26 protein-coding genes are annotated in these 26,904 nt (G+C 64.1%); 11 read left to right on the top strand and 15 right to left on the bottom strand.

The window, feature by feature from the left end; translation table 11 throughout:
• Positions 1–138: 138 nt before the first annotated feature.
• The 3 genes from gatB to gatC form a co-directional block, all read right to left on the bottom strand.
• Positions 139–1,572 carry an Asp-tRNA(Asn)/Glu-tRNA(Gln) amidotransferase subunit GatB gene (gene gatB, locus PQU95_RS03715; protein WP_272750748.1) on the bottom strand — a complete coding sequence of 478 codons (1,434 nt, stop codon included), beginning with the start codon at positions 1,570–1,572 and terminating at the stop codon, positions 139–141.
• Positions 1,573–1,728: 156 nt separating this feature from the next.
• Positions 1,729–3,180 carry an Asp-tRNA(Asn)/Glu-tRNA(Gln) amidotransferase subunit GatA gene (gene gatA, locus PQU95_RS03710; RefSeq protein ID WP_272750747.1) on the bottom strand — a complete coding sequence of 484 codons (1,452 nt, stop codon included), beginning with the start codon at positions 3,178–3,180 and terminating at the stop codon, positions 1,729–1,731.
• A 66-nt stretch (positions 3,181–3,246) separates the two neighbouring features.
• Positions 3,247–3,534, bottom strand: coding sequence for an Asp-tRNA(Asn)/Glu-tRNA(Gln) amidotransferase subunit GatC (gene gatC / locus PQU95_RS03705; protein ID WP_026107698.1), 288 nt, complete (start codon positions 3,532–3,534; stop codon positions 3,247–3,249).
• On the opposite strand from gatC, the gene PQU95_RS03700 reads away from it, so the two are divergent.
• From PQU95_RS03700 to PQU95_RS03670, 7 genes are all read left to right on the top strand, one after another.
• Entirely contained in the window at positions 3,520–3,708 is a 189-nt protein-coding gene (locus PQU95_RS03700) for a hypothetical protein (RefSeq protein ID WP_272750746.1), read from the top strand. The two genes, gatC and PQU95_RS03700, sit on opposite strands and share 15 nt — an antisense overlap.
• 40 nt (positions 3,709–3,748) lie before the next feature.
• A complete protein-coding gene (locus PQU95_RS03695; RefSeq protein WP_017507473.1) occupies positions 3,749–4,792 on the top strand; it encodes a rod shape-determining protein in 1,044 nt (347 codons plus the stop codon).
• A 48-nt stretch (positions 4,793–4,840) separates the two neighbouring features.
• Positions 4,841–5,746, top strand: coding sequence for a rod shape-determining protein MreC (mreC, locus tag PQU95_RS03690; protein ID WP_272750745.1), 906 nt, complete (start codon positions 4,841–4,843; stop codon positions 5,744–5,746).
• Positions 5,747–5,749: 3 nt separating this feature from the next.
• Positions 5,750–6,253, top strand: a complete 504-nt coding sequence (gene mreD, locus PQU95_RS03685) for a rod shape-determining protein MreD (RefSeq protein WP_272750744.1) — start codon at positions 5,750–5,752, stop codon at positions 6,251–6,253.
• Positions 6,254–6,255: 2 nt separating this feature from the next.
• Positions 6,256–8,208: a penicillin-binding protein 2 gene (mrdA, locus tag PQU95_RS03680; RefSeq protein WP_272750743.1), complete on the top strand. Its 1,953-nt coding sequence runs from the start codon at positions 6,256–6,258 to the stop codon at positions 8,206–8,208.
• Entirely contained in the window at positions 8,189–9,283 is a 1,095-nt protein-coding gene (gene rodA / locus PQU95_RS03675; protein ID WP_272750742.1) for a rod shape-determining protein RodA, read from the top strand. Before mrdA ends, rodA begins: the two co-directional genes overlap by 20 nt.
• 217 nt (positions 9,284–9,500) lie before the next feature.
• Positions 9,501–10,385, top strand: a complete 885-nt coding sequence (locus PQU95_RS03670) for a sterol desaturase family protein (protein ID WP_272750741.1) — start codon at positions 9,501–9,503, stop codon at positions 10,383–10,385.
• On the opposite strand, the gene PQU95_RS03665 is transcribed toward PQU95_RS03670, so the two are convergent.
• The 4 genes from PQU95_RS03665 to PQU95_RS03650 all read right to left on the bottom strand — a co-directional run bounded on the left by PQU95_RS03665 (position 10,358) and on the right by PQU95_RS03650 (position 13,023).
• Entirely contained in the window at positions 10,358–10,678 is a 321-nt protein-coding gene (locus PQU95_RS03665) for an AzlD domain-containing protein (protein WP_272750740.1), read from the bottom strand. The genes PQU95_RS03670 and PQU95_RS03665 overlap by 28 nt on opposite strands.
• A complete protein-coding gene (locus PQU95_RS03660) occupies positions 10,675–11,391 on the bottom strand; it encodes an AzlC family ABC transporter permease (protein ID WP_272750739.1) in 717 nt (238 codons plus the stop codon). Before PQU95_RS03660 ends, PQU95_RS03665 begins: the two co-directional genes overlap by 4 nt.
• Positions 11,392–11,505: 114 nt before the next feature.
• The gene (locus PQU95_RS03655) at positions 11,506–12,333 is read right to left on the bottom strand and encodes an AraC family transcriptional regulator (protein WP_272750738.1); all 828 of its coding nucleotides are present in this window, start codon (positions 12,331–12,333) and stop codon (positions 11,506–11,508) included.
• A gap of 45 nt (positions 12,334–12,378) precedes the next feature.
• Entirely contained in the window at positions 12,379–13,023 is a 645-nt protein-coding gene (locus PQU95_RS03650; protein WP_272750737.1) for a MarC family NAAT transporter, read from the bottom strand.
• 232 nt (positions 13,024–13,255) lie between these two features.
• Here PQU95_RS03650 and PQU95_RS03645 point away from each other — a divergent pair, with 232 nt between their 5' ends.
• Entirely contained in the window at positions 13,256–13,714 is a 459-nt protein-coding gene (locus PQU95_RS03645; protein ID WP_272750736.1) for a copper chaperone PCu(A)C, read from the top strand.
• A 70-nt stretch (positions 13,715–13,784) separates the two neighbouring features.
• On the opposite strand, the gene PQU95_RS03640 is transcribed toward PQU95_RS03645, so the two are convergent.
• On the bottom strand, positions 13,785–14,942 hold the full coding sequence (locus PQU95_RS03640) for a glycerophosphodiester phosphodiesterase (protein WP_272750735.1): 1,158 nt from the start codon (positions 14,940–14,942) through the stop codon (positions 13,785–13,787).
• 113 nt (positions 14,943–15,055) lie between these two features.
• On the opposite strand from PQU95_RS03640, the gene PQU95_RS03635 reads away from it, so the two are divergent.
• From PQU95_RS03635 to dinB, 3 genes are all read left to right on the top strand, one after another.
• Entirely contained in the window at positions 15,056–17,827 is a 2,772-nt protein-coding gene (locus PQU95_RS03635; protein ID WP_272750734.1) for an EAL domain-containing protein, read from the top strand.
• Positions 17,828–18,188: 361 nt separating this feature from the next.
• On the top strand, positions 18,189–18,494 hold the full coding sequence (locus PQU95_RS03630; protein WP_272750733.1) for an Rdx family protein: 306 nt from the start codon (positions 18,189–18,191) through the stop codon (positions 18,492–18,494).
• A gap of 9 nt (positions 18,495–18,503) precedes the next feature.
• Positions 18,504–19,583, top strand: coding sequence for a DNA polymerase IV (gene dinB, locus PQU95_RS03625; protein ID WP_272750732.1), 1,080 nt, complete (start codon positions 18,504–18,506; stop codon positions 19,581–19,583).
• Positions 19,584–19,592: 9 nt separating this feature from the next.
• On the opposite strand, the gene creD is transcribed toward dinB, so the two are convergent.
• From creD to bioH, 7 genes are all read right to left on the bottom strand, one after another.
• A complete protein-coding gene (gene creD / locus PQU95_RS03620; RefSeq protein WP_272750731.1) occupies positions 19,593–21,002 on the bottom strand; it encodes a cell envelope integrity protein CreD in 1,410 nt (469 codons plus the stop codon).
• Positions 21,003–21,092: 90 nt separating this feature from the next.
• Complete coding sequence (gene creC / locus PQU95_RS03615) at positions 21,093–22,547, bottom strand: two-component system sensor histidine kinase CreC (RefSeq protein ID WP_272750730.1); 1,455 nt, start codon at positions 22,545–22,547, stop codon at positions 21,093–21,095.
• Positions 22,547–23,227 (bottom strand): two-component system response regulator CreB, encoded by a 681-nt coding sequence (gene creB / locus PQU95_RS03610; RefSeq protein ID WP_272750729.1) that lies wholly within the window; start codon positions 23,225–23,227, stop codon positions 22,547–22,549. The genes creC and creB overlap by 1 nt, the downstream gene beginning before the upstream one ends.
• Before the next feature lie 66 nt (positions 23,228–23,293).
• Complete coding sequence (locus PQU95_RS03605) at positions 23,294–24,196, bottom strand: patatin-like phospholipase family protein (RefSeq protein ID WP_373321374.1); 903 nt, start codon at positions 24,194–24,196, stop codon at positions 23,294–23,296.
• 91 nt (positions 24,197–24,287) lie between these two features.
• Positions 24,288–25,175, bottom strand: a complete 888-nt coding sequence (locus tag PQU95_RS03600; protein ID WP_272750727.1) for a patatin-like phospholipase family protein — start codon at positions 25,173–25,175, stop codon at positions 24,288–24,290.
• An 11-nt stretch (positions 25,176–25,186) separates the two neighbouring features.
• On the bottom strand, positions 25,187–26,092 hold the full coding sequence (gene bioC, locus PQU95_RS03595) for a malonyl-ACP O-methyltransferase BioC (RefSeq protein ID WP_272750726.1): 906 nt from the start codon (positions 26,090–26,092) through the stop codon (positions 25,187–25,189).
• Positions 26,089–26,853 carry a pimeloyl-ACP methyl ester esterase BioH gene (bioH, locus tag PQU95_RS03590; protein WP_227301799.1) on the bottom strand — a complete coding sequence of 255 codons (765 nt, stop codon included), beginning with the start codon at positions 26,851–26,853 and terminating at the stop codon, positions 26,089–26,091. The genes bioC and bioH overlap by 4 nt, the downstream gene beginning before the upstream one ends.
• Between the last annotated feature and the right edge of the window lie 51 nt (positions 26,854–26,904).

Here is a 26,904-nt window from a genome sequence, read left to right as displayed (position 1 = left end):
AGCAGAAAGCAAGGGAAATCAGCGGCTTACAAAATGATCTGCAGAAAGGGTGTGAACTGTGGTTAATGCCCGCTTTTCGCGACAGAAAAAAACAGCGGCGCGCCACCGGCGCGCCGCTCTTAGCAGTATTTATCGAAACTATGCCTGAGCAAGCTTCTGCTTCAGGATATCCTGCACCTGGGCCGGATTGGCTTTACCTTTGGACGCCTTCATCACTTGGCCCGCCAGTGCATTCAACGCCTTTTCCTTACCGGCACGGAACTCTTCCACCGCCTTGGGGTTGGCCGCAATGGCTTCTTCCACCATTTTCTCGATGGCACCCACGTCGGACACCTGCTTCAGGCCGTCACGCTCGATGATGGCGTCAGCACCCAGCTCGGACTCCCACAGCGCATCGAACACCTGCTTGGCCAGCTTGTTGGACAGCGTACCGTCGGCAATGCGCACGATCAGGCCGGCCAGACGCCCGGTACCGATAGGGCAGCCAGCAATATCCAGACCGTCACGATTCAGGCGGGCGGCGATTTCGCCATTTACCCAGTTGGCCGCCAGCTTGCCTTGGCCTGTCGCCGCAGCCACGGCTTCGAAGTACTGCGCCTGCGCCAGGCTGCTGGTCAGCAGCGCCGCGTCGTAGGCCGACACGCCGAAGGCTTCGACGAAGCGGGCCTTCATCTGGCCCGGCAGCTCCGGCATGTCGGCGCGGGTAGCATCGATCTGCGCCTGGCTGATGCGCACCGGCAGCAAGTCCGGGTCGGGGAAGTAGCGGTAATCGTGCGCGTCTTCCTTGCTGCGCATCATGCGGGTTTCGCCGCTATCGGGGTCGAACAGTACGGTAGCTTGCTGGATCTTGCCGCCATCTTCGATGGTGTCGATCTGCCACTGGATCTCGTACTTGATCGCCTGCTCCAGGAAACGGAACGAGTTCAGGTTCTTGATCTCGCGGCGGGTGCCAAACTCGGCCTGGCCAAACGGGCGTACCGATACGTTGGCGTCCACACGGAAGCTGCCTTCCTGCATATTACCGTCGCAGATGCCCAGCCAGGTCACCAGCGTGTGCAATGCTTTGGCGTAGGCAACCGCTTCTTCCGGCGAGCGCATATCCGGCTCGGACACCACTTCCAGCAGCGGCGTACCGGCACGGTTCAGATCGATACCGGACAGGCCATGAAAGTCTTCGTGCAGCGATTTGCCGGCATCTTCTTCCATATGCGCGCGGGTAACGCGAATGACCTTTTCTTCTTCCCCCACCAGAATGCTCAGCTTGCCATGCTCGATGATGGGCAGCTCCATCTGGCTGATCTGGTAGCCCTTGGGCAAGTCGGGGTAGAAGTAGTTTTTACGGGCAAAAATGTTCTTCTGGTTGATGGTGGCATCCAGCGCCAGGCCCAGGCGGATGGATTTATCCACCACGGCCTTGTTCATCACCGGCAATACGCCCGGCAGCGCCAGCTCGACTAGCGAGGCCTGGGTGTTGGGCTCGGCGCCAAAAGCGGTACTGGCGCCGGAGAAAATCTTGGAGACGGTGTTGAGCTGCACGTGCACCTCAAGACCGATTACGACTTCCCATTTCATTTGGAAAATCCTCTAAAAGCTGGTTTTGCCACGGAAACACACCAAAAACACAGAAGAAACTGGAACGCCTGCTCAGCAGACAGCTTTGTCAAAAACAACATACCGCTCCCAGACTGCATTCCGTGCTTTCCGCGTGGTTCCGTGGCGAAAAAATGTTTACAGCGCCGGCGCCTTGCTGTGCCAGTCGGTGACCTGCTGGAACTGGTGCGCCACGTTCAGCATTTTGGCTTCGCCAAAGTAGTTGCCGATGATCTGCAGGCCTACCGGGCGGCCATTGTCGGCAAAACCGGCCGGCACGCTCATGGCCGGCAAGCCAGCCAGGTTAACCGACAGCGTGTAGATATCGGACAGGTACATCTGCACCGGGTCGCCGGATTTTTCGCCCAGATTGAACGCGGCAGTCGGCGCTACCGGCCCCAGAATCACGTCGCAGCCGGCAAAGGCGGCGGCAAAATCATTGGCGATCAGGCGGCGGATTTTCTGCGCCTTGATGTAGTAGGCATCGTAGTAACCATGGCTGAGCACATAGGTACCCACCATGATGCGGCGCTTCACTTCGCTGCCAAAGCCTTCGGCGCGCGATTTTTCGTACATGTCCACCAGGTCTTTGTACTCGTCGGCGCGGTGGCCGTAGCGCACGCCGTCAAAGCGCGACAGGTTGGCCGACGCTTCTGCCGGGGCAATCACGTAATAAGCCGGAATGGACAGCTGGGTATTGGGCAGGCTCACCTCCACCACCTCGGCACCCAGCTTTTTCAGCTCGGACACGGCGTTGTCGATGATGCGGCCAACGTCTGCCGCCAGGCCATCGGCAAAGTACTCGCGCGGCAGGCCCACACGCAGGCCGGCCAGTGGCTGCGCCAGGTCGCGGGCGTAGTCTTCGCGGGCGCGCTCCAGGCTGGTGGAGTCGCGCTCGTCAAAACCGGCCATCACGTTCAGCATCAGCGCGCAGTCTTCGGCAGTCTGCGCCATCACGCCACCCTGATCCAGCGAGCTGGCGTAAGCCACCATGCCGAAGCGCGATACCACGCCATAAGTCGGCTTGATGCCGGTCACGCCGCAGTGGCTGGCCGGCTGGCGGATGGAGCCGCCGGTATCGGTAGCGGTAGCCACCGGCGCCAGGCGCGCAGCCACGGCAGCAGCAGAACCACCGGACGAGCCGCCCGGAATGGCGTTGACATCCCACGGGTTTTTCACCGCGCCGTAGAAGCTGTTCTCGTTGGACGAGCCCATGGCAAACTCGTCCATATTGGCGCGGCCCAGCGTCACCAGGCCGGCGGCCTGGCACTGCTCGATGACGTGCGCACTGTATGGCGAGATGAAGTTATCCAGCATCTTCGAGCCGCAGCTGGTCTTCCAGCCCTGCTGGCAGAAAATGTCCTTGTGCGCGATGGGCACGCCGGTCAGCAGGCCGGCCTGGCCAGCGGCGCGGCGCGCATCGGCTGCCAGTGCCTCGGCCAGGGTCTTTTCACGGTCTACGGTGATGAAGGCATTCAGCGCCGGGTTCAGCGCCTCGATGCGGCCCAGATAGGCATTGGCCAGCTCCACGGCCGATACCTGGCCGGTGGCGAGCTGTTGCGATAATTGTTTGAGCGTGGCGTTAATCATCTTGTCTTGATGTTCGTCCAGAATGGCCTGCCCATGCGGGGCAGCCTGCGGCCAGGGTTGGCCGCGTTATTCGATGACCTTGGGAACCAGGAACAGACCTTTTTCCACTTGCGGCGCCACCGCCTGGCAGGCGTCGCGGCGGTTGGGCTCGGTCACCGCGTCCTCGCGCAGGCGCAGGGAAACATCCTGCGGGTGCGCCATCGGTTCTATTCCGTCGGTATTCACTGCCTGCATCTGTTCGATCAGGCCAAGAATATTATTGAGCTGGCTGCCGACCGCCTCGATTTCGGCGTCGGTCACGGCGATGCGGGAGAGTCGCGCAATCCGCGCAACATCCTGATGGGTCAGCGACATGGCGTCCTCGTCAAAACCTTTAATAATTCAAGCGTTGTAGGGTATCATAACTGGTTTGTTTCGCCCAAGAATACAAGGGCATCGCGCTATAAAAATGCCAGCGGTTTTACTGAAAAAAATAGTGAACCTTTTGCCGGCGCGGTGTCCAAAACCGCCACCATTGCGATGCGGTAAACTCATGCCGCCGCACAAATACCATTCTCAGGACTGCCATATGTTTCGCTCGCTCACCGGCTACTTTTCCAATGATCTGGCCATCGACCTTGGCACGGCCAACACCCTGATTTACATGCGCGGCAAGGGCATCGTCCTGGACGAGCCTTCGGTAGTAGCCATCCACAGCGATGCGCCAACCAACAAGAAATCCATCCTGGCCGTAGGTCTGGAAGCCAAAAAAATGCTGGGCCGCACGCCGGGCAGCATCCAGGCCATCCGCCCGATGAAAGACGGCGTGATCGCCGACTTCACCGTGACCGAGCAGATGCTGAAGCAGTTCATCAAGAAAGTCACCCCCAGCCGTTTCTTCTCGGCCAGCCCGCGCATCGTGATTTGCGTACCGTGCGGCTCTACCCAGGTAGAGCGCCGTGCGATCAAGGATTCGGCTCTGGCTGCCGGTGCCCGCCGTGTCGAGCTGATCGAAGAGCCGATGGCAGCCGCCATCGGTGCCGGTCTGCCGGTAGAGGAGCCCACCGGTTCCATGGTGGTGGATATCGGTGGCGGCACCACCGAAGTAGGCGTGATCTCGCTGGGTGGCGTGGTGTACTCCAACTCGGTACGCGTTGGTGGTGACAAGTTTGACGAAGCCATCATCAACTATATCCGCCGCAACTACGGCATGCTGATCGGCGAAACCACCGCCGAAGAGATCAAGAAGACCATCGGCTCCGCCTTCCCGGGGGCCGAGGTGCGCGAAATGGAAGTGAAAGGCCGCAACCTGGCCGAAGGCATTCCGCGTGCCTTTACCGTGTCCAGCAACGAAATCCTGGAAGCGCTGACCGAGCCGCTGAACCAGATCGTGTCTGCGGTGAAAATCGCGCTGGAACAAACCCCGCCAGAGCTGGGTGCCGATATTGCCGACAAGGGCATGGTGCTGACCGGTGGCGGCGCGCTGCTGAAGGACATCGACCGCTTGCTGGCCGAAGAAACCGGCCTGCCGGTATTCGTGGCCGAAGAGCCGCTGACCTGCGTAGTACGCGGCTCCGGCAAGGCGCTGGACAAGATGGACAAGACTGGCACCATCTTCACCAACGTACCGTAATTTACCGCTTCTTCAGGCGCCACTCTGCAAAGGGTGGCGCACGGCTGCATGAACTTCGCCAATACCCCCAGATTTTCCAACCAGGGCCTGCGCCCCGGCTCGCAGTTGCTGCTGTGCACGCTCACCTCGCTGGCCTTGCTGGTGGGAGACAGCCAGTTCGGCCTGATGGATCGCACCCGTGATGCCCTGTCGGTGGTGCTTTACCCGATACAGCGTGCCGTAAACATGCCCATGGCGGCCGCAGCGCATATTGGCGAATTTTTCATTACCCAGACTGCGCTCAAGCAGGAAAACGCTGCCCTGCGCAGCCGCGAGCTGGCGCAGTCCGCCAGGCTGGCGCGGCTGACCTCGCTGGAGCAGGAAGTGCAGCAGCTCAAGGCACTGAACAGCCTGCGCACCGACAGCCTGCGAGCCGGGCAGCTGGGCGAGGTGCTATACACTGCGCGCGACCCGTTCTCCTACAAAATCATCATCGACAAGGGGCTGGACGCAGGGTTGGCCGCAGGCCTGCCGGTAGTGGACGAGCGTGGCCTGGTAGGCCAGGTCACCCGTGTGCAACCGCTTACCGCCGAAGTCACGCTGATTATCGACAAAAACCAGATGGTGCCGGTAGTCAACCAGCGTACCGGCCAGCGCTCGCTGCTATACGGCTATGGCGGCGGTGTAGAAGTACGCTACCTGCCGGCAGCCGCCGACATCCAGCAGGGAGACCTGCTGGTAACATCGGGCATTGACGGCCTGTACAGCGAAGGCATCCCCGTAGCACGCGTTACCCGGGTAGACCGCCCGGCAGGGGCCTCGTTTGCCCGTGTGCTGTGCCAGAGCATTGCCGGTGTGCAGTCCAGCCGCTACATGCTGGTGCTGCCACCACGTGCCGCCATGCCGCCACGCCCGGCGCCAGCGCCGCAGCCTGCCAAGCCAAAAAAGAAAAAAGACACCGAGGATGAAGGCTGATTCATGAGCTACGACCGCCCGCAAGAGCTGCTCAAGCCGGTGAAGCGCCGCTTCATCACCCTGACCTTCGCCCTGGCACTGATGATGGAGCTGCTACCGCTGCCGGTAGGCTCTACCCGCTGGCTGCCGGATTTTGTCGGCCTGCTTATCTTGTACTGGGCCATCAACCAGCCGCGCCGTATCGGCATCGGCATGGGTTTCCTGATCGGGCTGGTAGTTGACGTCAGCACCAACAGCCTGTTTGGCCAGCACGCGCTGGCCTACTCGGTCACCACCTATCTGGTGATGTTGCGCCAGCGCCAGCTGGTGATGTTCAACCTGGGCCAGCAAGCACTGGTCGTGCTGACCCTGATGCTGGCCAACCAGCTGATCATGGCGCTGGCACGCCTGGCGCTGGGCTCGGCCTTTGTCGGCGCCGGCTACTTCCTGCCCCCGCTGATGGGCGCACTGCTGTGGCCGCTGCTGACCAAGCTGCTGCTGCTGCCCTACCGTCACCACACCCTATAAGCATGCACCGCCCTACCCGATTGAAAGACGCGCAGGCCGAAGAAAGCCAGTTCCAGCTGCGCCTGGTGATTGCTTACGGCTTCATGGTGCTGATGCTGCTGACCCTGGCCGCACGCTTTATCTGGCTGCAGGTCATGCAGTACGAGCACTTTGCCACGCTGGCGCAGAACAACAGTATTTCGCTGGTGCCGGTACAGCCCAACCGTGGCCTGATCATGGACCGCAACGGCGTGGTACTGGCGCAGAACCACGCTGCCTATACGCTGGAAATCACCCCGGCCAAAATGGACGACATGGAAGCTACCATCAAGGCGCTGGGCAGCCTGGTAGAGATCACGCCGCGCGATGATCGCCGTTTCCGCAAGTTTCTCGCCGAAAGCAAGGAGTTCGAGCCGGTACCGCTCAAACTGAAGCTCTCCGAAGAAGAAGCGGCGCGCATTGCGGCCAACGCCTGGCGTTTTCCCGGGGTAGAAGTGAAAGCCAGGCTATTCCGCGATTACCCGTACAAAGAGCTCACCAGCCATGTGCTGGGCTATATCGGCCGCATCAACCAGCGCGACCAGCAAAAGCTGGAAGAAGACGACAAGCTGGCCAACTATCGTGGTGCCACCCATATCGGCAAGCTGGGGCTGGAGGCGGTGTACGAGGCCGAGCTGCACGGCACCAACGGCTTTGAAGAGGTAGAAACCGATGCCGGCGGCCGCGCCGTGCGCAGCCTGCGCCGCACACCGCCGCTACACGGCAACAACCTGAAGCTGGCGCTGGATATCCGCCTGCAAGAGGTAGCCGACAAACTGTTTGGCCAGCGCCGTGGCGCGCTGGTGGCCATCGACCCGCAAACCGGCGGCGTGCTGGCTTTTGTATCCAAACCAGGCTTCGACCCCAACCTGTTTATCGATGGCATCGACAGTGCCACCTGGAAAAGCCTGAACGAAGACTGGCAAAAACCGCTGGTCAACCGCGCCGTGCGCGGCCTGTACCCGCCGGGCTCCACCTTCAAGCCGTTCATGGCCATGGCTGCGCTGCAGTCTGGCGCCATCGGCCCCTACGATCTGCGCCCGGCGCCAGGCTTCTTTACCCTGCCCGGCTCCAGCCACCAGTTCCGCGACTCCAACCCGCGCGGCAACGGTATGGTCAACATCAGCAAGGCCATTGCCGTTTCCAGTGACACTTTCTTTTACCGCGTGGCCTGGGATATGGGCATAGACCGCATCCACCCGCTGGTGGGGCAGTTTGGCCTGGGGCAAAAAACCGGCATCGACCTGGACGGCGAAGCCAGCGGCGTGCTGCCCTCGAAAGAGTGGAAAGAAAAACGCTTTGCCCGCTTCAAGCCCGAGGTTCGCCGCTGGTACCCGGCCGACGTGGTCAGCGTGGGCATCGGCCAAGGCTTTAACGCCTATACCCCGCTGCAAATGGCCAACGCCACCGCCATCCTGGCGGCCGACGGCAAGGTGTTCAAACCGCACCTGGTGCAGGAAATTACCCAGGCCGGCAGCGGCAAGGTGCGGCTGGTGGAGCCCAAGCCGGTTCGCACACTGGCCTTCCGCCCCGAGCTGTACGCGCACGTGAAAGACGGCATGGTTGCCGTGATGCGCCCCGGTGGTACCGCCGCCAGGTTGGCCGCAGGGCTGACCTATACCATGGCTGGCAAAACCGGTACTGCCCAGGTGGTACAGATCAAGCAAGGCGCCAAGTACAACGCGGCGGCACTGGCAGAGCAGTACCGCGACCACTCGTGGTTTATTGCCTTTGCACCGGTGGAAGCGCCACGCATTGCCATTGCCGTGATTGTGGAAAACGCCGGTTTCGGTGCCGCCAGCGCCGCGCCGATTGCCCGTGCGGTCAGCGACTTTGCCCTCACCGGTAAAGTACCGGCCGAGCTGCAAGGCAAACTGATTACCATGCCGCAGCCGGCACAGGCAGGAGACAAGCAAGATGCAAGCGCCGCTCGCTAAACGAATCTGGGATGCCATTGCCGCCCCGTTTGACGGCTGGCTGATGGCGTTCCTGGCCGGCATTTTCGTGATGAGCATGCTGGTGCTGTTCTCGGCGTCCAACCAGAGCTGGCACAAGATAGACAACAAGCTGGTTTACACCGTGATGGCCCTTACCGTGATGTGGATCATGGCCAATGCCCGCCCGCAAACGGTGATGAACTTTGCCCCGCCGCTATACGCGGCCGGCGTGCTGCTATTGGTCGGCGTAGAGCTGTTCGGCGTTACGGTCAACGGCTCCACCCGCTGGCTGAACCTGGGCATTGTGCGCATCCAGCCATCCGAGATCATGAAAACCGCGCTGCCGATGATGGTGGCCTGGTATTTCCAGAAGTATGAAAGCACGCTGAACTGGCGGCACTATCTGGTGGCAGTAGCGCTGATTGCCGTACCTGGCGCGCTGGTGCTGAAGCAGCCGGATTTGGGAACCGCCGTGCTCATCATGGGTGCCGGCTTCTTTGTGCTGTTTTTTGCCGGCCTGTCGTGGAAGATCATCATCGGCGGCCTGGTAGCCTTCCTCGCCAGCCTGCCGGTGGTGTGGAACCTGCTGCACGACTACCAGCGCCGCCGCGTACTGACGCTGATCGACCCCATGCAAGACCCGCTGGGCGACGGCTACCACATTATCCAGTCCATGATCGCCATCGGCTCGGGCGGGCCGTGGGGTAAAGGCTGGCTCAATGGCAGCCAGACGCACCTGGACTACATCCCCGAGCGCACTACCGACTTCATCTTTGCCGTGTACTCGGAAGAGTTCGGCCTGGCCGGCAACCTGCTGCTACTGGCGCTGTATCTGGGGGTGATTACCCGCGGCATGCTGATTACCGCCCGCGCACAAACCCTGTACGGCCGCCTGCTGGCCGGTGCCATCACGCTGTCGTTCTTCGTCTACGTGTTCGTCAATATGGGCATGGTGGCCGGTATCCTGCCGGTGGTAGGCGTACCGCTGCCGTTCATGTCCTACGGCGGCACCGCCACGGTGTCGCTGGCGGTGGCGCTGGGCATGCTGATGAGTATCGGCAACACCAAACGCTGAACACGCCTGGCCCGTGCCACATTGCGGCCAACCCTGCCCGGGGTTGGCCGCATTTTTATGCGTGGTACTTTGGGTACATCGGGCTGGTTTGATACCACCTTCATTCAAACGATCGTTGCAAAACCACCTCACCCTCCGCAATATAGAGCTGCGACTCTAGACAAGGCCGCTATACGGACCGCACCGCCACGACGGCGCGGCCACAACACGAGGAGGCATGATGGGTTTCAATATCGAGCTGCTGCTACTGGCACTGGCCCCCGTCTTTCTGGGCTGCGTGGCATGGGAGGCATGGTACTGGGCCAGGCGCGGCCGCCACGACATCTACAGCTGGCGCGACACCCTTTGCAACGCGGCGCTGGCGCTGCTGCACCAGGGCGCCGACAAACTGGCCTGGCTGGCGGTGATACCGCTGTACCAGTACGTATACCAGCAGCACCGGCTGTTCGATCTGGGCCACAGCTGGGGCCATTTTGTGCTGCTGTTTCTGGCGCAAGACTTTCTGTATTACGGGTTCCACCGCGCCAGCCACCGCGTGCGCTGGCTGTGGGCGGCGCACAGCGTGCACCACAGCTCCACCCGCATGAACTTCTCTACTGCATTCCGCCAGAGCCTGATGTACCCGCTGGCCGGCATGTGGGCATTCTGGCTGCCGCTGGCGTGGCTGGGTTTTGCCCCGCCGCTGGTGGTGGGCGTGGTGCTGCTGAACCTGGCGTTCCAGTTTTTTGTGCATACCCAGGCTATCCCCAAGCTGGGGTGGCTGGAATACGTATTCAACACGCCGTCCATCCACCGCAGCCACCACGCACGCAACCCCTGCTATGTCGACCGTAACTACGCCGGCGTGCTGGTGATCTGGGACCGCCTGTTCGGCAGCTACGTGGCCGAGCGCGACGATACGCCGTGCGACTACGGCACCATCAAGCCGGTCAACAGCCACAACCCGCTGTGGGTCAGCGTGGTGGAGTGGCGCGACATGCTGCGCGAAGCCTTGGCCGCACGCAGCTGGCGCCAGCGGCTGACACTGCTCTTTGGCCCGCCCGAAGCCGCCGAGCGCATTGCCGGGCAGCTAGCTCAAAACAGCCAGCGCCACACGCCGTAGGCGATAAAACCCAGCACGATGGCCGGCAGCGTCTGCCGGCTGTAAAACGCTACCGCCCCGGCCACCAGCGTACCCGGCAGGTAGGCATTGGCCAGGCTCAAGTCGATGTCGCCCTGCGGCGCCAGCGCCATCGGCACGATCAGCGCGGTCAGCACCGCCGCCGGTACGTAGCGCAGCGCCCGCTGCAAGGCCGGCGGAAACGCCAGCCGGTGGCCGAATACCAGAAAACTCAGCCGGATACCGTAGGTCACTACCACCATCCCCAGGATGGCCAACCACAATGGCTGCGTCATGCTTGTTCCTCCTGTGTACGACCTGCGGCCAACCTTTCGGCCAACATCCCGGCCCCGACCCCGGCCAGCGCCGCCAGCATCAGCCCCAGCTTGTAGGGCAGATGGCGCGCCAGCAGCGCCACCGCACCCGCCGCGAGCGCGGCGGCCAGCACCGGGTATTGCCGCAGCTGCGGCGCCACGATGGCGGCAAAGGTGGCCACCATGGCAAAGTCCAGCCCCAGGCTAGCCAGGCCCGGCACGCTTTGCCCCAGTAGCACGCCAGCTACCGTCCACAGCTGCCAGTTCAGGTACATCGCCAGCGACGAGCCCAGCCAGTACCACACCCCGCCTTGCGCCGTACCGTGCGCGCGCAGGTGGTGCTCCACCACGGCGTAGGTTTCATCGGTCAGCCAGAACGCCAGCGGCCAGCGCCAGCGCGCCGGCAAATCGCGCACGTAGGGCAGCAGGCTGGCGCTGTATAGCGCGTGGCGCAGGTTCACCACAAAGGTGGTGAGCCAGATCACCGGCAGCGCCGCACCGCCGCCAATCAGGCTGACAGCCACAAACTGCGACGAGCCGGCAAACACCAGCGCCGATAGCGCCAGCACCGCCCAGGCGGGGATGCCGCTGGCGATGGCCAGCGTGCCAAAGATCACGCCAAACGGTGCCGCGCCCACCAGCATCGGCACCGTGTCGCGTACGCCCGCCAGCAAGGCGGAACGGGTAGGGTTCATGCAAGACTCCACAGGTTGAAGGTTGGCCGCAGTATCGCTGCGATAGCGCCGGCTGATTCATTACACTTTGCAGCAGCCGCGCGGTAGTGGCTTGAACGATCTTGCGCCGGGCGGCTAGCGGCCCCTTACCGTACGCTGGTAGGCGCCAGGGGTGATGCCCAGTGCGGCGCGAAAAGCACGCGTCAGCTGCGGCTGGTCGGCAAAACCCAGCTGCGCCGCCACCTGCGCCGGTGCCATACCTTGCGCCAACAGGCTGCGGGCACGCGCCACGCGCAGCTGGTTGCGCCACGCCACCGGCGGCAAGCCGAATTGCTGGCGGAAGCGGCGATTGAGGTGCCACGGCGACAGCCCGGCTTCGTCGGCCAGCAGCTGCAGCGACAGGTTATCGGCCAGCCGGTCGGCCAGCAGGCTGCGTACCCGCTGCAGCGCCGGCGCGGCGTCGGGCAAGGCCGCCTCGCGCACGCCCATGTGACGGGTCAATACGTCGGCAAAGATGCCCTGCTGCACGCTTTCGCGCAGCAAGCGGTCGTGGCTGTCGCGCAGCAAGGGCTGCAGCTGCCACAGCCGCTGCCACAGCTCGGGGTCGTACACCACGGTGTCGCGGAAAAAAGGGGACACCGGCCTGCCCGCCATCTGGCTAGCCAGGCCCTGTATCAGCTGCGCCGACGGGTAGTAGCCGTGGTAGCCCCAGCCGGCGTCGTGCGCCGAGCGGCCGGTGTGCACCTCGCCGGGGTTGATCAGGATCAGCGCCCCCGGCCCGGCCACGTGGGTACCGCCACGCCAGTGATACGACTGCGCGCCCCAGTGCAGGGTGTTCACCACGTACTCCTCATGGAAGTGCGGGGCAAACACCTGGCGGGTGTAGAAGGCGTCCAGCAGCTCCAGCGGCGCGATGTCGTCGGCGCGGAAGAAGCGGGCGTGTTCGGGGCGGGCGGCAGTCATGCTGCATTCTGGCACAAGGCCACCACGCCGTTTTGAACGATCTTGTCAGGAACCGGCCATGAAGGTGCGGATGCCGGAGCCAATAAACTGCACGCCGACACAGATCAGCAAAAAGCCCATCAGCCGCCCCAGCACCTCGGTACCGGCGCGGCCGATGCGCTGCGCGATCCAGCCGGCCGAACGCAGCAGCAGGAAGATACCGGCGCAGGTGGCAAAGATGGCCAGCGTAGTCATACCCAAGGCCAGCAGGCGCGCGGTATGGTTATCCAGCTCGGCGATTTCGGTGGCCATGCCGATCACCACCGCGATGGTGCCTGGCCCGCTGATACCCGGCATCGCCAGCGGAAAGAACGAGTAATCCTCGCGCCGCTTGGTGCTGGGCGTCATGCCGGGGTCTTGCGACAGAAACAGCATGCGGTAACCCAGTGTGGCCACCACGAAACCGCCGGCAATACGCAACGCACCATAGCTAATGCCGAACGCACCCAGGATGACGTTACCGGCCAGCAGTGATACCAGCATGATGGCCGCCGCGTACACGCAGGCCATGCGCGCCTGGTGCGCACGGCGCAGCTCGCTCATGCCCTGCGTCAGGCTGACGAACAGCGGAATCTTGGATAGCGGGTTGGTAATCACCAGCAGGCTCACCAGCCCGCCAAAGAAAAACTGCAGATACAGCGCCTTGATCATGATGCACTTCACGGATGGGTTGGCCGCCATTGTAGCCAGCTGGCACCGCCCTGCACGCCGTCACGGCCAAAGACAATAAAATTGCGGCGCGAGCCCGACATGACGCACATGTCTGCCGCAGGTACAGGCATTGCGGGTGCGGCATTTTGTCGCAGGGCAATGTGCCGCAGGCGCGGCAGTGGTAGCCTTGCGGCCAACCTTGATGTCATTTACTTCTGCAAAGGAATCTCCCATGCGCAAACTCGCCGTCCTGGCCCTGGCCTCCCTGCTGTCCCTGCCTGCCCTGGCACACGAATACACCGCCGGCGCGCTGAAAATCGGCCACCCGTGGAGCCGTGCCATGCCGGCCACCAGCCCGACTGCCGGCGTGTTCATGACCATCAACAACACCGGCAAGGACGCCGACAAGCTGATTTCGGCCACCAGCCCGCAAGCTGGCAAGATCGAGATGCACACTCACGTTAACGACAACGGCGTGATGCGCATGCGCGAAGTAGCGGGCGGCATCGCCGTACCGGCTGGCGAAGCCACCAAACTGGCCCCGGGCGGCCTGCACGTGATGCTGTTCGACATCAAGCAACAAGCCAAGGTGGGCGACAAATTCCCGCTGGTACTGAAGTTCGAGAAAGCCGGTGAAGTGAAGGTAGACGTGAAAGTGGAAGACGGCGCGCCGGCTGCCCACGCCCACTAAGCGGCTGCGCTATCGCACGATCAATGAAAAAGGCTGCCCGAAGGCAGCCTTTTTTGTCAGCAACAACTGCTTATTTTTGCAACAGGCGACGCGCGGCTACGGCGGTGTCGGTGTAGTCGGTAAACACACCATCCACGCCCAGCGCAAAGTAGGCACGGTATTCTTCCAGCGGGCTGTCCTGGAAGTTGGCCGCCAGGTGCTTGGACTCGTTGCGGAAGGTGTACGGGTGCACCAGCAGGCCCAGTTTGTGCGCGTTTTTCACCACGTCGCTTGGCTCGGTCAGCGTCATATCGCGCTGGTCGACTACCTTGTCACCATCCACGTCGGCAGCCTTGCCGGTTTTCGGGTCTACCATCGCCTGCCAGCTGAGCAGGTACGGTTTCCACGGGCCGATACCGTCGGCAAACGATTTGATCTCTTTCAGGCCCGCCGGGGTCAGCATGTCGGCGTAGGTGCGCTTGTCGCCGGCCACCACGTGGTCGTACGGTACGTTGGCGTCAATGCTGCCGTCCGGGCGGACATCGTTGGCGTCCAGCAGGTACACCAGCTTGTTGGCAGTGAGCTTGCGCAACTGTTTCAGGTTGGCCGCTTCGAACGACTGGATGAACACCGGTGCATCCTTGCGGTTCAGCTTGTATTGCTGCAGCAGCGCCACCAACGGTTTTTCCAGGCCCAGGCCCAGTTGCTGGTGGTAGGTCGGGTGCTTGGTTTCCGGATAAACGCCGATCTGGCGGCCGGTTTCCTTCGATTTGGCTTCACGCAGCGCCAGCACTTCTTCGAAAGTCGGCACCTGGAACTGGCCGTCAAAGACCTTGCTGCGGTCGCCGCGCGGCTGGATGGCGCGCAGGGTCTTGATCTCGGCCAGGGTAAAGTCGCTGGCAAACCAGCCCTCTTCATCGTTGCCGTCTACCTTCATGGTGCGCTTGCGGCTGGCAAACTCGGGGCGCTTGGCCACGTCGGTGGTGTCTTTCAGGTTCGGCTCGTGGCGGGCAATCAATACGCCATCCTTGGTGGCCACCAGGTCCGGCTCGATAAAATCAGCCCCCAGCTCGATGGCCTTGGCGTAGCCTTCCAGCGTGTGGTCGGGCATATAGCCGGACGCGCCACGGTGGGCAATCACCAAGGGTGCCTTGCCAGTCAGTGTCGGGAAAACCGGTTTCTCTGCCGCCCAGGCCGGTGCGGCCAACGTAGCGGACACTGCCATGGCGATAATGATCTTGTTGTTCATTGCTACCCCCTGAGTAATACACGTGTCGATGAAAGCCGCCAGTCTGTCACACGCATATGATGCTTTTTTGACAAGGCGGCGCCTTTGCCTGCAGGGGCGGGGTGCAAACTGCTATGCTTTGTACCTGTCCGATGCTGTCTGCCGCCATGAGCCCGTTCCTGCATAAACCCTTTCGCCCTGCCCTGCTGCTGGTGCTGATTTTCCTGTCCGGCACCCTGGGCATCTGGTGGCTGGCTGCGTCTGCCGCCAGCGATGTGGACGACGAGGCCCGGCGCATCAGCCAGCTGGCGCTGAGCCAGGAGATGGCTCGTGAGCGCCGCCAGCTGGCCAATGCGCTGCAGGACTACGCCAACTGGGACGAGATGAACGACAAGATCAACCGCGCCCAACCTGACCTGGCGTGGCTGAATGACAACCTTACCGCCTCGGTGTACCACAACCTGAACGTGCATCTGGCCCTGCTGGTCGATGCCAGCGCGGGCGTGCTGCAGGCACGGCAGAACGGCATACTGGTGAACCCGCCAGAACGCGCGCTGCCCCTGCCCGACCATCAATGGCTGGCCCTGCTGCGCCATACCGACCGCTACAGCCAGGCCAGCGCGGGCGCCATGCCCAGCCAGCTCCTGCGCCTCGATACGGTCAACCCGCTCACCGGCCACCCCGAACCACGCATCCTGATGCTGTCCATCCAGCGCATTACACCAGAGCTGAGCAAGACACCGCGCAGCCCGCAGCAGCGCTATCTGGTGTTTGCACGCTATATGGACCAACCAAGCCTGCAGCAGCTCAGTGCCGACTTTCTGATTCCGCAGATGCGCCTGTACTTCACCCCGCAAAGCCCGCCGGAGCTGACTGCCTTGCCACTGCAGGATAACAACGGCCAGACGCTGGCCTGGCTGGCGTGGCCAAGCCGCACCCCCGGCAACAACATGCTGGAGCGCATCCTGCCGCAAAGCCTGCTGCTGCTGTGCGTGATCCTGCTGCTGGGTGCCGCCATCGTGCGCATGGCAGAGCGTTGGCAGCGCCATAGCCTGCGGCAGGCCGAGCGACTGCAGCAGCAAGGCGAGGCCCTGCAAAACCTGGTGACCAGCCGCCGCGACGACCAGCAAGAGCTGCGCGAATACCTGGAAGAAGTCATACCGCTACTGAGCCAGACCCTGAAAGTAAACCGTATCAGCGTGTGGCAATTCAGCCCTGACGGCAAAGAGCTGCTCTGCCTGGCCAGCCTGAACGCCATCAGCGGGCAATTCAGCCACGGTGAACAGCTGGAACAAAGCAGCCACGCAGACTATTTCCAGGCCATGCGCCAGCACCGCTATCTGGCCAGCCACCAGGCACAGCTGGACGAGCGCCTGGCTTCACTGCGTACCTATCTGGTAGCGCGTGATGTCAGCGCCATGCTGGACGCTGCCATTGTGGTAGGCGGGCTGCACCAGGGCATTTTGTGTGCCGAGTCGCAAACGCCGCACCGTCAATGGCAGCAGGACGAGATCAACTTTGTCTGTTCCGCCGCCGACATCCTGGCGCTGGTGATGGAGTCGCGCGCGCGCCTGCACGCCGAGGGCGAGCTATACCGCCAGTTCTACTACGACCGTTTTACCGGCCTGCCCAACCGCAGCCGGCTGCTGATGCAACTGGACGAGCTGATCCAGCAGAAAGAAAGCCAGAGCCCGCAGAACTGCGAGCCGCTAGGCTGCCTGATGCTGGCGGTAGAAGGCCTCACCAATATCAACGAGCTATACGGCCGCGATAACGGCGACCACGTTATCCGCGAACTGGGCAAACGGCTGGAAAGCGTCATCGGGCATGGCGAAATGGTGGCACGCAATGCCGATAACCGCTTTGCCCTGCTCATCCTCAGCCCAGAGGAAGACAGCCTGTGCCAGCGCGTAGACCACCTGAGCACCCTGCTGGCGCGGCCGCTGGACATCCAGGGGCAGCAGCTGTACATCCGCCTGAGCATCGGCCTGGCGCTCTACCCGCACGACACCAACGACGCCGAATCACTGCTGGAACACGCCGAGATGGCACTGCAGATGTCACGCGAAGGCCCGGGCGACTGGGTACGCTTCCACCCCGACATCAATAGCAACTGGCGGCGGCGCAACCGCCTGCAGACCGAACTGCGCCAGGCGATTACCCGCAATGAGCTGCTACTGAACTATCAACCGTACGTGTCGCTGAAAAACGGCAGCATCGCCGGTGCCGAAGCGCTGGTGCGCTGGCAGCACAGCGAAATGGGGCTGATATCCCCTGCCGACTTTATCCCCATGGCCGAAGAAACCGGTGCCATCCACGCCATTGGTGCCTGGGTGCTGGAAGAAGGCATCCGTCACGCGGCCAGCTGGCGCTTGCGCTTTCTGGAACACTTCACCATTTCCATCAACATCTCGCTGCTACAGCTGGAAGACCCGCATTTTGCCGAAAGTGTGACCGCCCTGCTGGCCACCCACCACCTGCCGGGCGAAGCGCTGGAGCTGGAGGTGACCGAAGGCCTGGCACTGCGCAACACCCCGGAGATCGACAGCAATCTGCACAAGCTGCGCGCACAGGGCATTGCCATCGCCATTGACGACTTCGGTACCGGCTACGCCTCGTTCAGCTACCTGCGCCGTTTTCCGGTGGAAAAACTGAAAATCGACAAGCTATTCCTGGACCGCGTGCCCGACAGCGAAGCCGGCAGCAACCTGGTGCGCATGATTGTGGCGATGGGCCACACCCTGGGCGCGTCTGTCACCGGAGAAGGCATCGAAAACATAGAGCAGGCACGCTTCCTTGCGCGTCATGGCTGCGACTACGCCCAGGGCTACCTGATCAGCAAGCCACTACCGGCCGGCGCACTGGAGCGCTTCCTGGCTGATGCCCAGCCGCTGCCGATACGGTAAGTGCATCGCCTTTGTCATAAACAGAGCTTATTGAAACTGAATTGCAAGCAATAGCAAACCAAACGTTGCTTGGATGTAACATGCTGCAGCGCAATATTGTCTGACAAGCAAGCACTGTGCTGGCCTGACATGCCAACTTGATGCACACTGGCCCCCACGTTGCACCCTGCCTCCCAAAGCATTGCGCCAGGTTTCCAAAGAAGACCGGGTGATGGAGGAGAGACGAGCTCCACAGGAGCCACAACACATACAACACAGAAAGTAGCGGATCAAGGCGGCGGTGCAACGTCCCCCACCCTGCAGTTTGCAAGCCCTCGCGTCGGCATTACCATGGCCCTCTTTACTCCTGCGGCCAACCTTCATGACACCCCCTGCCCTGCCCCGTATTGCCATTCGCTATTGCACCGGCTGCCGCTGGATGCTGCGTGCCGCCTGGATGGCGCAAGAGCTGCTCACCACCTTTGAAAAAGACGTGGGCGAAGTGGCGCTGCAGCCCGGCAGCGGCGGCGTATTTACCGTGCACGTCGATGGCGTGCAGATCTGGGATCGTGCCGCCGATGGTGGTTTCCCCGACATCAAGCTGCTGAAACAGCGCGTGCGCGACCGCATCGCCCCCGAGCGCCACCTGGGCCACAGCGACCACAGCGCCGCCGATAGCGGGCAGTAAGGCGGCGCCTTGAGCGTACAACGCAAGATCATCCACATCGACTGCGACTGCTTTTTTGCCGCGGTGGAAATGCGCGACCGCCCCGAGTGGCGCGGCATCCCGCTGGCGGTGGGCGGCCAGCCCGGCCAGCGCGGCGTGATCGCCACCTGCAACTACGAAGCGCGCCGTTTCGGCGTGCGCAGCGCCATGCCGTCGTCGCTGGCGCTGCGGCAGTGCCCGCAGCTGCTGATCGTGCCGCCGGACTTTGCCCGCTACCGCGACGCCAGCCTGGCGGTACACGCCATCTACCAGCGCTATACCGCGCTGATCGAGCCGCTGTCGCTGGACGAAGCCTACCTGGACGTGAGCGGCCAACCGCACTGCCAGGGCAGCGCCAGCCTGATGGCGCAGGCTATCCGCGACGCCATCCGTAGCGAGGTGGGCATTACCGCCTCGGCCGGCATCGCCCCCAACAAATTCCTGGCCAAGATCGCCAGCGACTGGCGCAAGCCGGACGGGCAGTTTCTGGTGCGGCCGGATGAGGTGGCCGAATTTGTGCGCGTGTTACCGGTAGAAAAAATATGGGGCGTAGGCGAAGTCACCGCCAGCAAGCTGCGCCATCAGGGCTTTTACACCTGCGGTGACCTGCAACAGCTGCCGCTGGCCGACATGCTGCGCCGCTTTGGCAAGCTGGGCAAAACGCTGTACGAGCTGTCACGCGGCCAGGACAGCCGCGCGGTAGAGCCGGAACGCGAGCGCAAATCGGTAAGCGTGGAAGAAACCTACACCCGCGACCTGCCCGACCTGGCCAGCTGCGAAGCCGAGCTGCCCGGCCTGCTGGCCACGCTGGCGCAGCGGCTGGAACGCACCGGCAGCCCGCGTTTTCGCGGGCTCACCGTCAAGATCAAATTTGCCGACTTCACCCAGACCACGGTGGAATGCAGCGGCCACAGCCTGGATGCGGCCAACTACTGCCAGCTGCTGCACACCGGCTACGCCCGTGGCGGCAAGGCGGTGCGCCTGCTGGGCGTAGGGGTACGGCTGCAGGAAACCGACCCCGCCATGCAGCAGCTGGAGCTGCCGCTGCAATACCGCCAGCCCCCGGGCTGACGGCGGGCGCTACGCTGCTGGTGGCGGGTTGGCCGCATCGCCATCGCCATCGCCAGCTGCAACAGCCAAGGTATCGGGCTGGTTACCGCCGCCCAGGCTGCTCCAGTCAATACCGCGGGTGAAATACATGGTGAGCGCCAGCAGGCCGAACAGGCTGAGGCTGCCCATCAGCAAGGCCATGTCTTCCGACTGCAAGATCATGAACATCAGGCCATACAGCGCCCCCAGCATGGCGGCAAATACCCCGCCACCGCGCCAGCTAGCCAGCACGCTGCTGCCGTAGCTGCCCAGCATGGCTACCGACGCCAGCGCCGCCAGCCAGTAGGCCGCGTTGAAACCCAGATGCTCGGATAGCGACAATGTCAGCAGGAAGAACAGCGCCAGGCCCAGCATCAGCAAGGTGTACTGCACCGGGTGCACCGATACGCGGTGCATCACCTCCAGCAGGAACACGCCGCCCATCATCAGCAACACAAACAGCTCGGCGTACTTCATGGTGCGCTCGTTCAGCACATAGCGGTCTACCGGGTCCAGCAGGCGCAGGCCAACGCGATTGGGCTCGCAGCCGCTCTTGGCCTGCAGGCAGGCGTTACCGCCGGTGGCCAGCTCGGTAGTCTGCCAGCGGGCGCGAAAGCCCTGCGCGTCCACGCTGCGGCTTTGCGGCGCAAAATTGCCGGCAAAGCTCGGGTGCGGCCAGTTACCCGCCAGGTTGACGGTGGTGCTGTCGCCGGCAGGCTCCACCAGCAGCGCACTGCTGCCGGCCAGCTGCAGCCCCAGGCGGAAGCCCAGCACCTGACCCTGGCTCAGTAACGGCTCGGCCGCCGCCAGTGCCAGCGGCGCGTGCACACCACGCGGGTTGTGCGCCAGCCGTGCCCCCGGCACGAAAGTCAGCGTCTGCTTGCCGGCCTGGCCTTGCAGCTGCTGGATGCCGCGCACGTCGTCCACCCCCAGCGCCAGATACGGTGTGCCCCAGCGCGTGCTGCGCCGCTCGCTGTCGCTGCCGGCTTTCTCTTCGTAAGCCGCCAGTGCGGGGATGCGAAACTGCCCGGCCAGCTGCAGCTGGCTACGGTACACCGGCGCCTCGAACAGGCCGCGTTTGAGCAGCTCCACCGCCAGCTTGCCGTCTACCGTCAACTGCGCCGGGCTAAGCAACAGCTGCTTGCTCTGCTGGCTTTCCACCCAGCGCCCACCCTTGCCGCTGTCGGCCGGCTGCCACTTGCCCACCGTCACGGTGTAGGGCAGCACCAGATAGGGGCCGCCCAGCGCCTGCTCGCCGGCGCTGAACTGCGCAATCTCGTGTTGTACCGCCTCGGCGCGCTGCTGGCGTTCGTCCAGCAGGCTGCGCACCAGGCCCAGTGCCAGCAGCATCAACAAGGCGATGCCGGCCAGTGCCAGCGCTTTCCATCCCATTTTCATCATGCTCTCCCTCCGTGATTGGCGATGCCGGCAGCTTGCCGCCGCCGTATGGAGGGAACGTGGACGCTATGTGGAGATTGTGTGGAGACGGTGTCAGGCCAGCACCCGCGCCAGCGGGTTGGCCGCATCGCTGGCGGGCAGCCGCAGCGTGACGCACACGCCCGGTGGCTGGTTGGTCAGCGTGATATCGCCGCCGTGCAGCTGCACGATGGTGCGCGTCAGCGCCAGGCCCAGGCCGCTGCTCTTCGGCCCGTGCGGGCGCGGCAGCGAGTAGAAACGGTCGAACAGCCGCCCCAGCGCGTAGTCCGGCACCGGTGGCCCGTCGTTGGCGATCTGCAGCTGCCAGCCCTTGGCTACCGGCAGCAATTGCAGGCTGATGCAGCCCTCGTCGGCGGTAAAGTCGATGGCGTTTTGCAGGATGTTGCGCAGCGCCTGGCGCAGCAGGAAGGCATCGCCCGCCACCATGGCCTGCGGCAGCGTGGCCACCGGCGTGACGCGGCGCGCGCCCAGCTGCGGCGCCAGCGCCTGCAGTTCGCCGGCCAGCAGCTCGGTAAGCGGCAACGGCTGCGGCTGCTTCAGGCGGCCGGTGGCCTCCAGCGACGCTAGCTGCAGCAGGTGGTCGACAATCTGCTGCAAACGCACGCTTTCGCTGTCGATGTGCTGCAAAAATCGCGCGCGCTCGGCCGGCGGCAGGTCGTCCTGCAGCAGCTCGGCCGACGCGCGCAGGCCGGCCAGCGGCGACTTCAGCTCGTGGGTCAGGTCGTGCACGTAGTGTTCCACGTAAGCCTTGCCGTCCAGCTCGCTGCGCATGCGGCCCAGCGCTTGCGCCAGCGTGTCCAGCTCGCGGTTGGCGGCGAAATGCGGCACCGGTGCGCTGCCCCCGGCGCTGACGCTGTCGGCAAAGCGCGTCAGGCGGGTAATGCCGCGGCTGAGCCACCACGAAAACAGCGCCCCCAGCAGCAGCGCGGCCAACAGCACCACGCCGATCAGCCGCCCCAGCTTGGCCTCGCTGCGTTCGATATGCGGCTGCATCGCCAGATTGGGCCGGCTGACGGTGAGCACGCCGATAATGCGCTGGCCATCGCGCACCGGCGCCGCCACGTACATCACGGTAGACAAGGGGTTGGCCGCATCGGCCAGCGTGCTGCGCGCGCCGTACTGGCCGCGCAGCGTCAGCGCCACGTCGCGCCAGCGGCTGTAGTCCTGGCCCACCGCCTGGCCGGCGGAATCCAGCAACACCACGCCACGGGCGTCGGTAAGGTAGACGCGCAGCTGGGTATGATCCTGGCGTACGCCCCACACCTCGGCCTGCGGCTGGCGCGCGGCAAAGCGCTGCAGCGTGGCCGCCAGGCGGCCATCGTCCAGCCGGCCGGCCACCATGTCCGGCTGCACCATCTCGGCCAGCAGGTTGGCGGTGTCCAGCAGTACCGCTTCGGCCGAGCGCCGCATCGCCGGTTTGATCTCGTCGCGCACCACACTCACCACGTAGGCGGCCAACAGCCCCAGCAGCAGGAAGTAGCCCGCAAAAATACGCCAGGAAAAGCGCATCAGCCCTGCTCCAGCGCGTAGCCGAAGCCACGATGGGTGACGATGGGGTCGAGGTCGGCGCGCACCTGGCGCAGCTTGGCGCGCAGGCTCTTGATATGGCTATCGATGGTACGCTCGAAGCTGTCCTCGGCTGCCTCGCCCAGCGCGTCCAGCAGCTGGCTGCGGCTGAACACCTGCCCCGGCCGTGCCAGCAGCGTGGCCAGCACGCGGTATTCGGACGGCGTCAACGCCAGCGCCTGGCCGGCAAAGCGGATGCGCCGCGCCGCCGCCTCGTGGCAGAACAGGCCGCCAGGGTTGGCCGCCGCCGCCGCGGGCTGGCTGCGTTTGAGGATGGCACGCACCCGCGCCACCACCTCGCGCGGGCTGAATGGTTTCACCACGTAGTCGTCGGCGCCCAGCTCCAGCCCCAGCACGCGGTCCACCTCGTCGGCACGGGCGGTCAGCAGCATCACCGGCAGCTCGCTGTAGCGGCGCAAACGGCCCAGCAGCGCCAGGCCGCTATCGTCCGGCAGGCCGATATCCAGGATCAGCAGCTGCGGCGGCTCGGCCGCCAGCGCGGCTTCGGCATCGCGCGCCAGCGTGCAGTGCCGCACCTGCCAGCCCTCGCGTTGCAGGGCATACAGCAAAGTATCGGCGATGGCCGGCTCGTCTTCGGCCAGCAGGATGCGGTAAGCAGACATGGAAACGGCATGCGGCAAGGAAAACGGCAGCTTGCCCGAGCACGCTGCCGCCGTAAAGCCCGCGCCTTAACGCTGCCGCTGCTGCCAGGCGGCGATGATGCGGCGGATGGCGGGGATGCCCTGTTTGCCGACGCGTTCGCCTTCGCGGATGGCGCGGCTGCGCTGGTCGAAGTCGGCGGCGCCCAGGCCCAGCACCTGCGGGCGCAGGATGACGTCGGCGCCTTTCAGCTCGTTGGCCAGCGCGGCCTGGGTCATGATGGACAAGCTCTGGTCGAAGGTGCCCAGCACGCCGCTTTTGCGCTGCGCCGGCTTGGCGGTGATATCGACTGCGATGACAATATCGGCGCCCAGCTCGCGCGCGGCGCTGACCGGCACCGGGCTGACCAGGCCGCCGTCCACGTAGCGGCGGCCACGGATGGTGACCGGCTGGAACACATTGGGGATGGCGGCCGAGGCGCGCACCGCGGTGCCGGTGTCGCCACTGCGGAAGACCACGCGCGCGCCGCTGTCAAAGTCGGTGGCCACGGCGGCAAAGGTGCGCGGCAGCTGTTCGATACGCTTGCGGCCAACCTCGCGGTTCACCATCGCCGCCAGTTTGTCGCCTTTCAGGAAGCCGCCGCCGGACAGGCTGAAGTCTTTCAGCTCGTCTTCGTTCAGCGCCAGCGCGCGGCGGCGCAGCTTGTCGGCGCTCATACCCGTGGCGTAGATAGCCCCCACCACGCTGCCGGCGCTGGTACCGGTGATGATGTCTGGCACGATGCCCTGCTGCTCCAGCACACGGATCACGCCCACGTGGGCAAAGCCCTTGGCGGCGCCACCGCCCAGCGCCAGCGCGATACGCGGCTGGCGCACGACTTTTGGCGTGGCCGGCTTGGCCGGTGCAGGGTTGGCCGCAGCGGGTTTGGCCGGCGGCGACGCAACGGGCACCGGTGCCTCGGCCACTGGCGCGCTGGCCGGGGTAGCGGGCAGCGTTACCGCAGGTGGCTGGGCTGGCGGCGTGACGCTGCTACACGCGGCCAACAGCAGCGGGGCGAGGGCGCGCAGGCTGCGCGGTAGCGGCTTAGGCGGCACGTTTGCGCTTCACCCAGTTATCGATGGCGGCTTTTACTTGCGGCAGCATCGCTTTGGCCACTTTCTCGCCTTCGGCGATGGCGCTGGCGCGCTCGTCAAAGTCGGCCGCGCCGATGTGCAGCACGGCAGGGCGCAGCACCACGTCGGCCTGCTTCAGCTCCAGATTCAGCGCAGTCAGGTTCATGATGTTCAGGCTGCGGTCCAGCAGGCTCAGAAAACCGCTGCTGGCCTTGCCGGTGGGCTTGGCCGAGATGTCCACGGCGATCACGATGTCGGCGCCCATTTCGCGGGCGGCCATCACCGGTACCGGGCTCACCAGGCCACCGTCCACGTAGCGGCGGCCATTGATGGTAACCGGCTGGAACACATTGGGGATGGCGGCCGAAGCACGGGCAGCGGTGCCGGTGTCGCCGCTTTTCAGCACCACACGGGCGCCGCTATCCAGATCGGTGACCACTGCGCCGAATTTGCGCGGCAGCTGTTCGATGCGCTTGCCGTCCACCTGCTGGTTCACCAGCGCGGCCAGCTTCTCGCCCTTCAGAAAGCCGCTGGTGGAAAAGGTGAAGTCTTTCAGGTCGTCTTCGTTGATGCGCATGGCGCGGTAGCGCAGCGCTTCGCCGTCCACGCCGCTGGCGTAGATGGCACCGACAATGCTGCCGGCGCTGGTGCCGGTGACGATGTCGGCCTTGATGCCGTTTTGCTCCAGCACGCGAATCACCCCCACGTGGGCAAAGCCCTTGGCGGCACCGCCCCCCAGGGCAAAAGCCAGCTTGGGCTTGGGCAGCGGCTGCTGCACTACCGGGGCAGAGGTGGGGGTGGTGCAGGCGGCCAGGCCTGCCAGCAGGGACAGGGCAACAAAACGGCGAACAGACAACATAAAGGCTTTTCTCAGCGCTTGGGCGCGTTACGGGTAAATTCGATAACCTGCCTGCCGTCGGGCAGGATGGTCGGTTTTTTCTTCGGCTCGCCCTTCCAGGCGTGGCCGTACAGCACTTCGTAGCTGGCGGGCAGCTGGCCGTTATGGCGGCGCTGCTCGTAGGCATCCACCACGCGTTGCCAGGCGTGCTTGCCCATCAGGCCGCGGCCACGGCCGGCGGTGGCGTTATGGGCACCGATGGCTTTCAGGTCCTGCATCACTTCACGGGCGTGCTCGTAGGTGAGCACGATTTTTTCCATGTCCATCACCGGCTCGCTGAACTGCGCCGCCATCAGCGCGTCGCCCAGGTCGTGCATGTCGATGAACTGGTTCACGTGGGTGGCGCCGTCGGCGTGGCCAAAGGCTTCGCGCAGCTCGAACAGCGTGTCCGGCCCCAGGGTAGCGAACATCAGCATGCCGCCTGGCTTGAGCACGCGCTGGAACTCGGCAAACACCTGGTCCGGCACGTTCACCCACTGGATGGTGAGGCTGGACCAGATCATGTCCACGCTGTTGTCGGCCAGCGGCAGGCGCTCGACGTCGGCACACAGCTGCCACGGCTGCTGCGGCTTGAACAGCCGCGACAGCATGCCCTGCCCGGCGCGCTGTTTTTCGCGCGAGGCGGCCAGCATGGCGTGCGCCAGGTCCAGCTCCACTACGCGCGCGTCCGGGTAGCGCTGGCGCAAGGCGGCGCTGCCGTAACCGGTGCCGCTGCCGGCGTCCAGGATCACTTGCGGTTGCAGCTTGATGTAGTCCAGGCGCTCGGCCATGCGGTCGCACACTTCGCGTTGCAGCACGGCGGCCGAATCGTAGCTGGCGGCAGCGCGCTCGAACGAGGCGCGGACGCGGGATTTGTCGGTGTAAAACGCTTCGCTCATGCGTGTTGTTCCAGGTGGTGGCGCAGGTGGTCGATAAACACGTTCTCGTGTGACAAGAACGGCGCATGCGAAGCCTGGGCAAATTCGTACAGGGTAGCATCCGGCAGGGCATCGGCCAGCCAGCGGCCAGCGCCTATCGGCGTAATCGCGTCACGCGCACCGAAGAACAGCCCTACAGGACAATGGATATCGGCGGCAAGTTCCCGCGCGTCGGCAGCCAGCAGGCATTCCAGCGCCGGCAATAGCCCTTGCGGGCGGCCGTGCGAAAACAGCTGCGCCTTGAGGTCGGCCAGCGTTTGCCGCGCCGCCGGGGCACCCAGCATCTGTAAGGCCAGGAACCGCTCCAGCGTGAGCTCGAACTGGCTGTCCAGGCTGGCGCCCACGCCCTCGATGGCGCTGCGCTGCTGCGCGTGCGGCCAACTGTCGTCGCGCACAAAGCGCGGGCTGGTGGCAATCAGCGCCAGGCTCTTCACCAGCGACGGGTAGCGCGCTGCCCAGTGCTGGGCAATGAGGCCACCCAGCGACCAGCCTACCACGTGCACCGGCAGGGGAAAGCGTTCGGCCAGCGTGGCGGCGATCGGGTCGGGATGGAAAATGTCGACAGCGGCACTGGCGCCGTGGCCGGGCAGGTCGACGCGATGCACACAGAAGTCAGCGGCCAGGTTGGCCGCTACGCGGTCGAACACGCCTCCGTGCAGGCCCCAGCCGTGCAGTAGCACCACATCCGGGCCGCGACCGTGGGTTTCAATGAAAAGGCTCATGGAACAGCCATATGGGGGCAAAGCGGCATTTTCGCAATAAAGGCGGCGGAA

The sequence above is a fragment of the Vogesella aquatica genome (genome assembly GCF_028548455.1).
Taxonomy (GTDB): domain Bacteria; phylum Pseudomonadota; class Gammaproteobacteria; order Burkholderiales; family Chromobacteriaceae; genus Vogesella; species Vogesella aquatica.
This window is presented reverse-complemented; position numbering and strand designations above follow the sequence as displayed.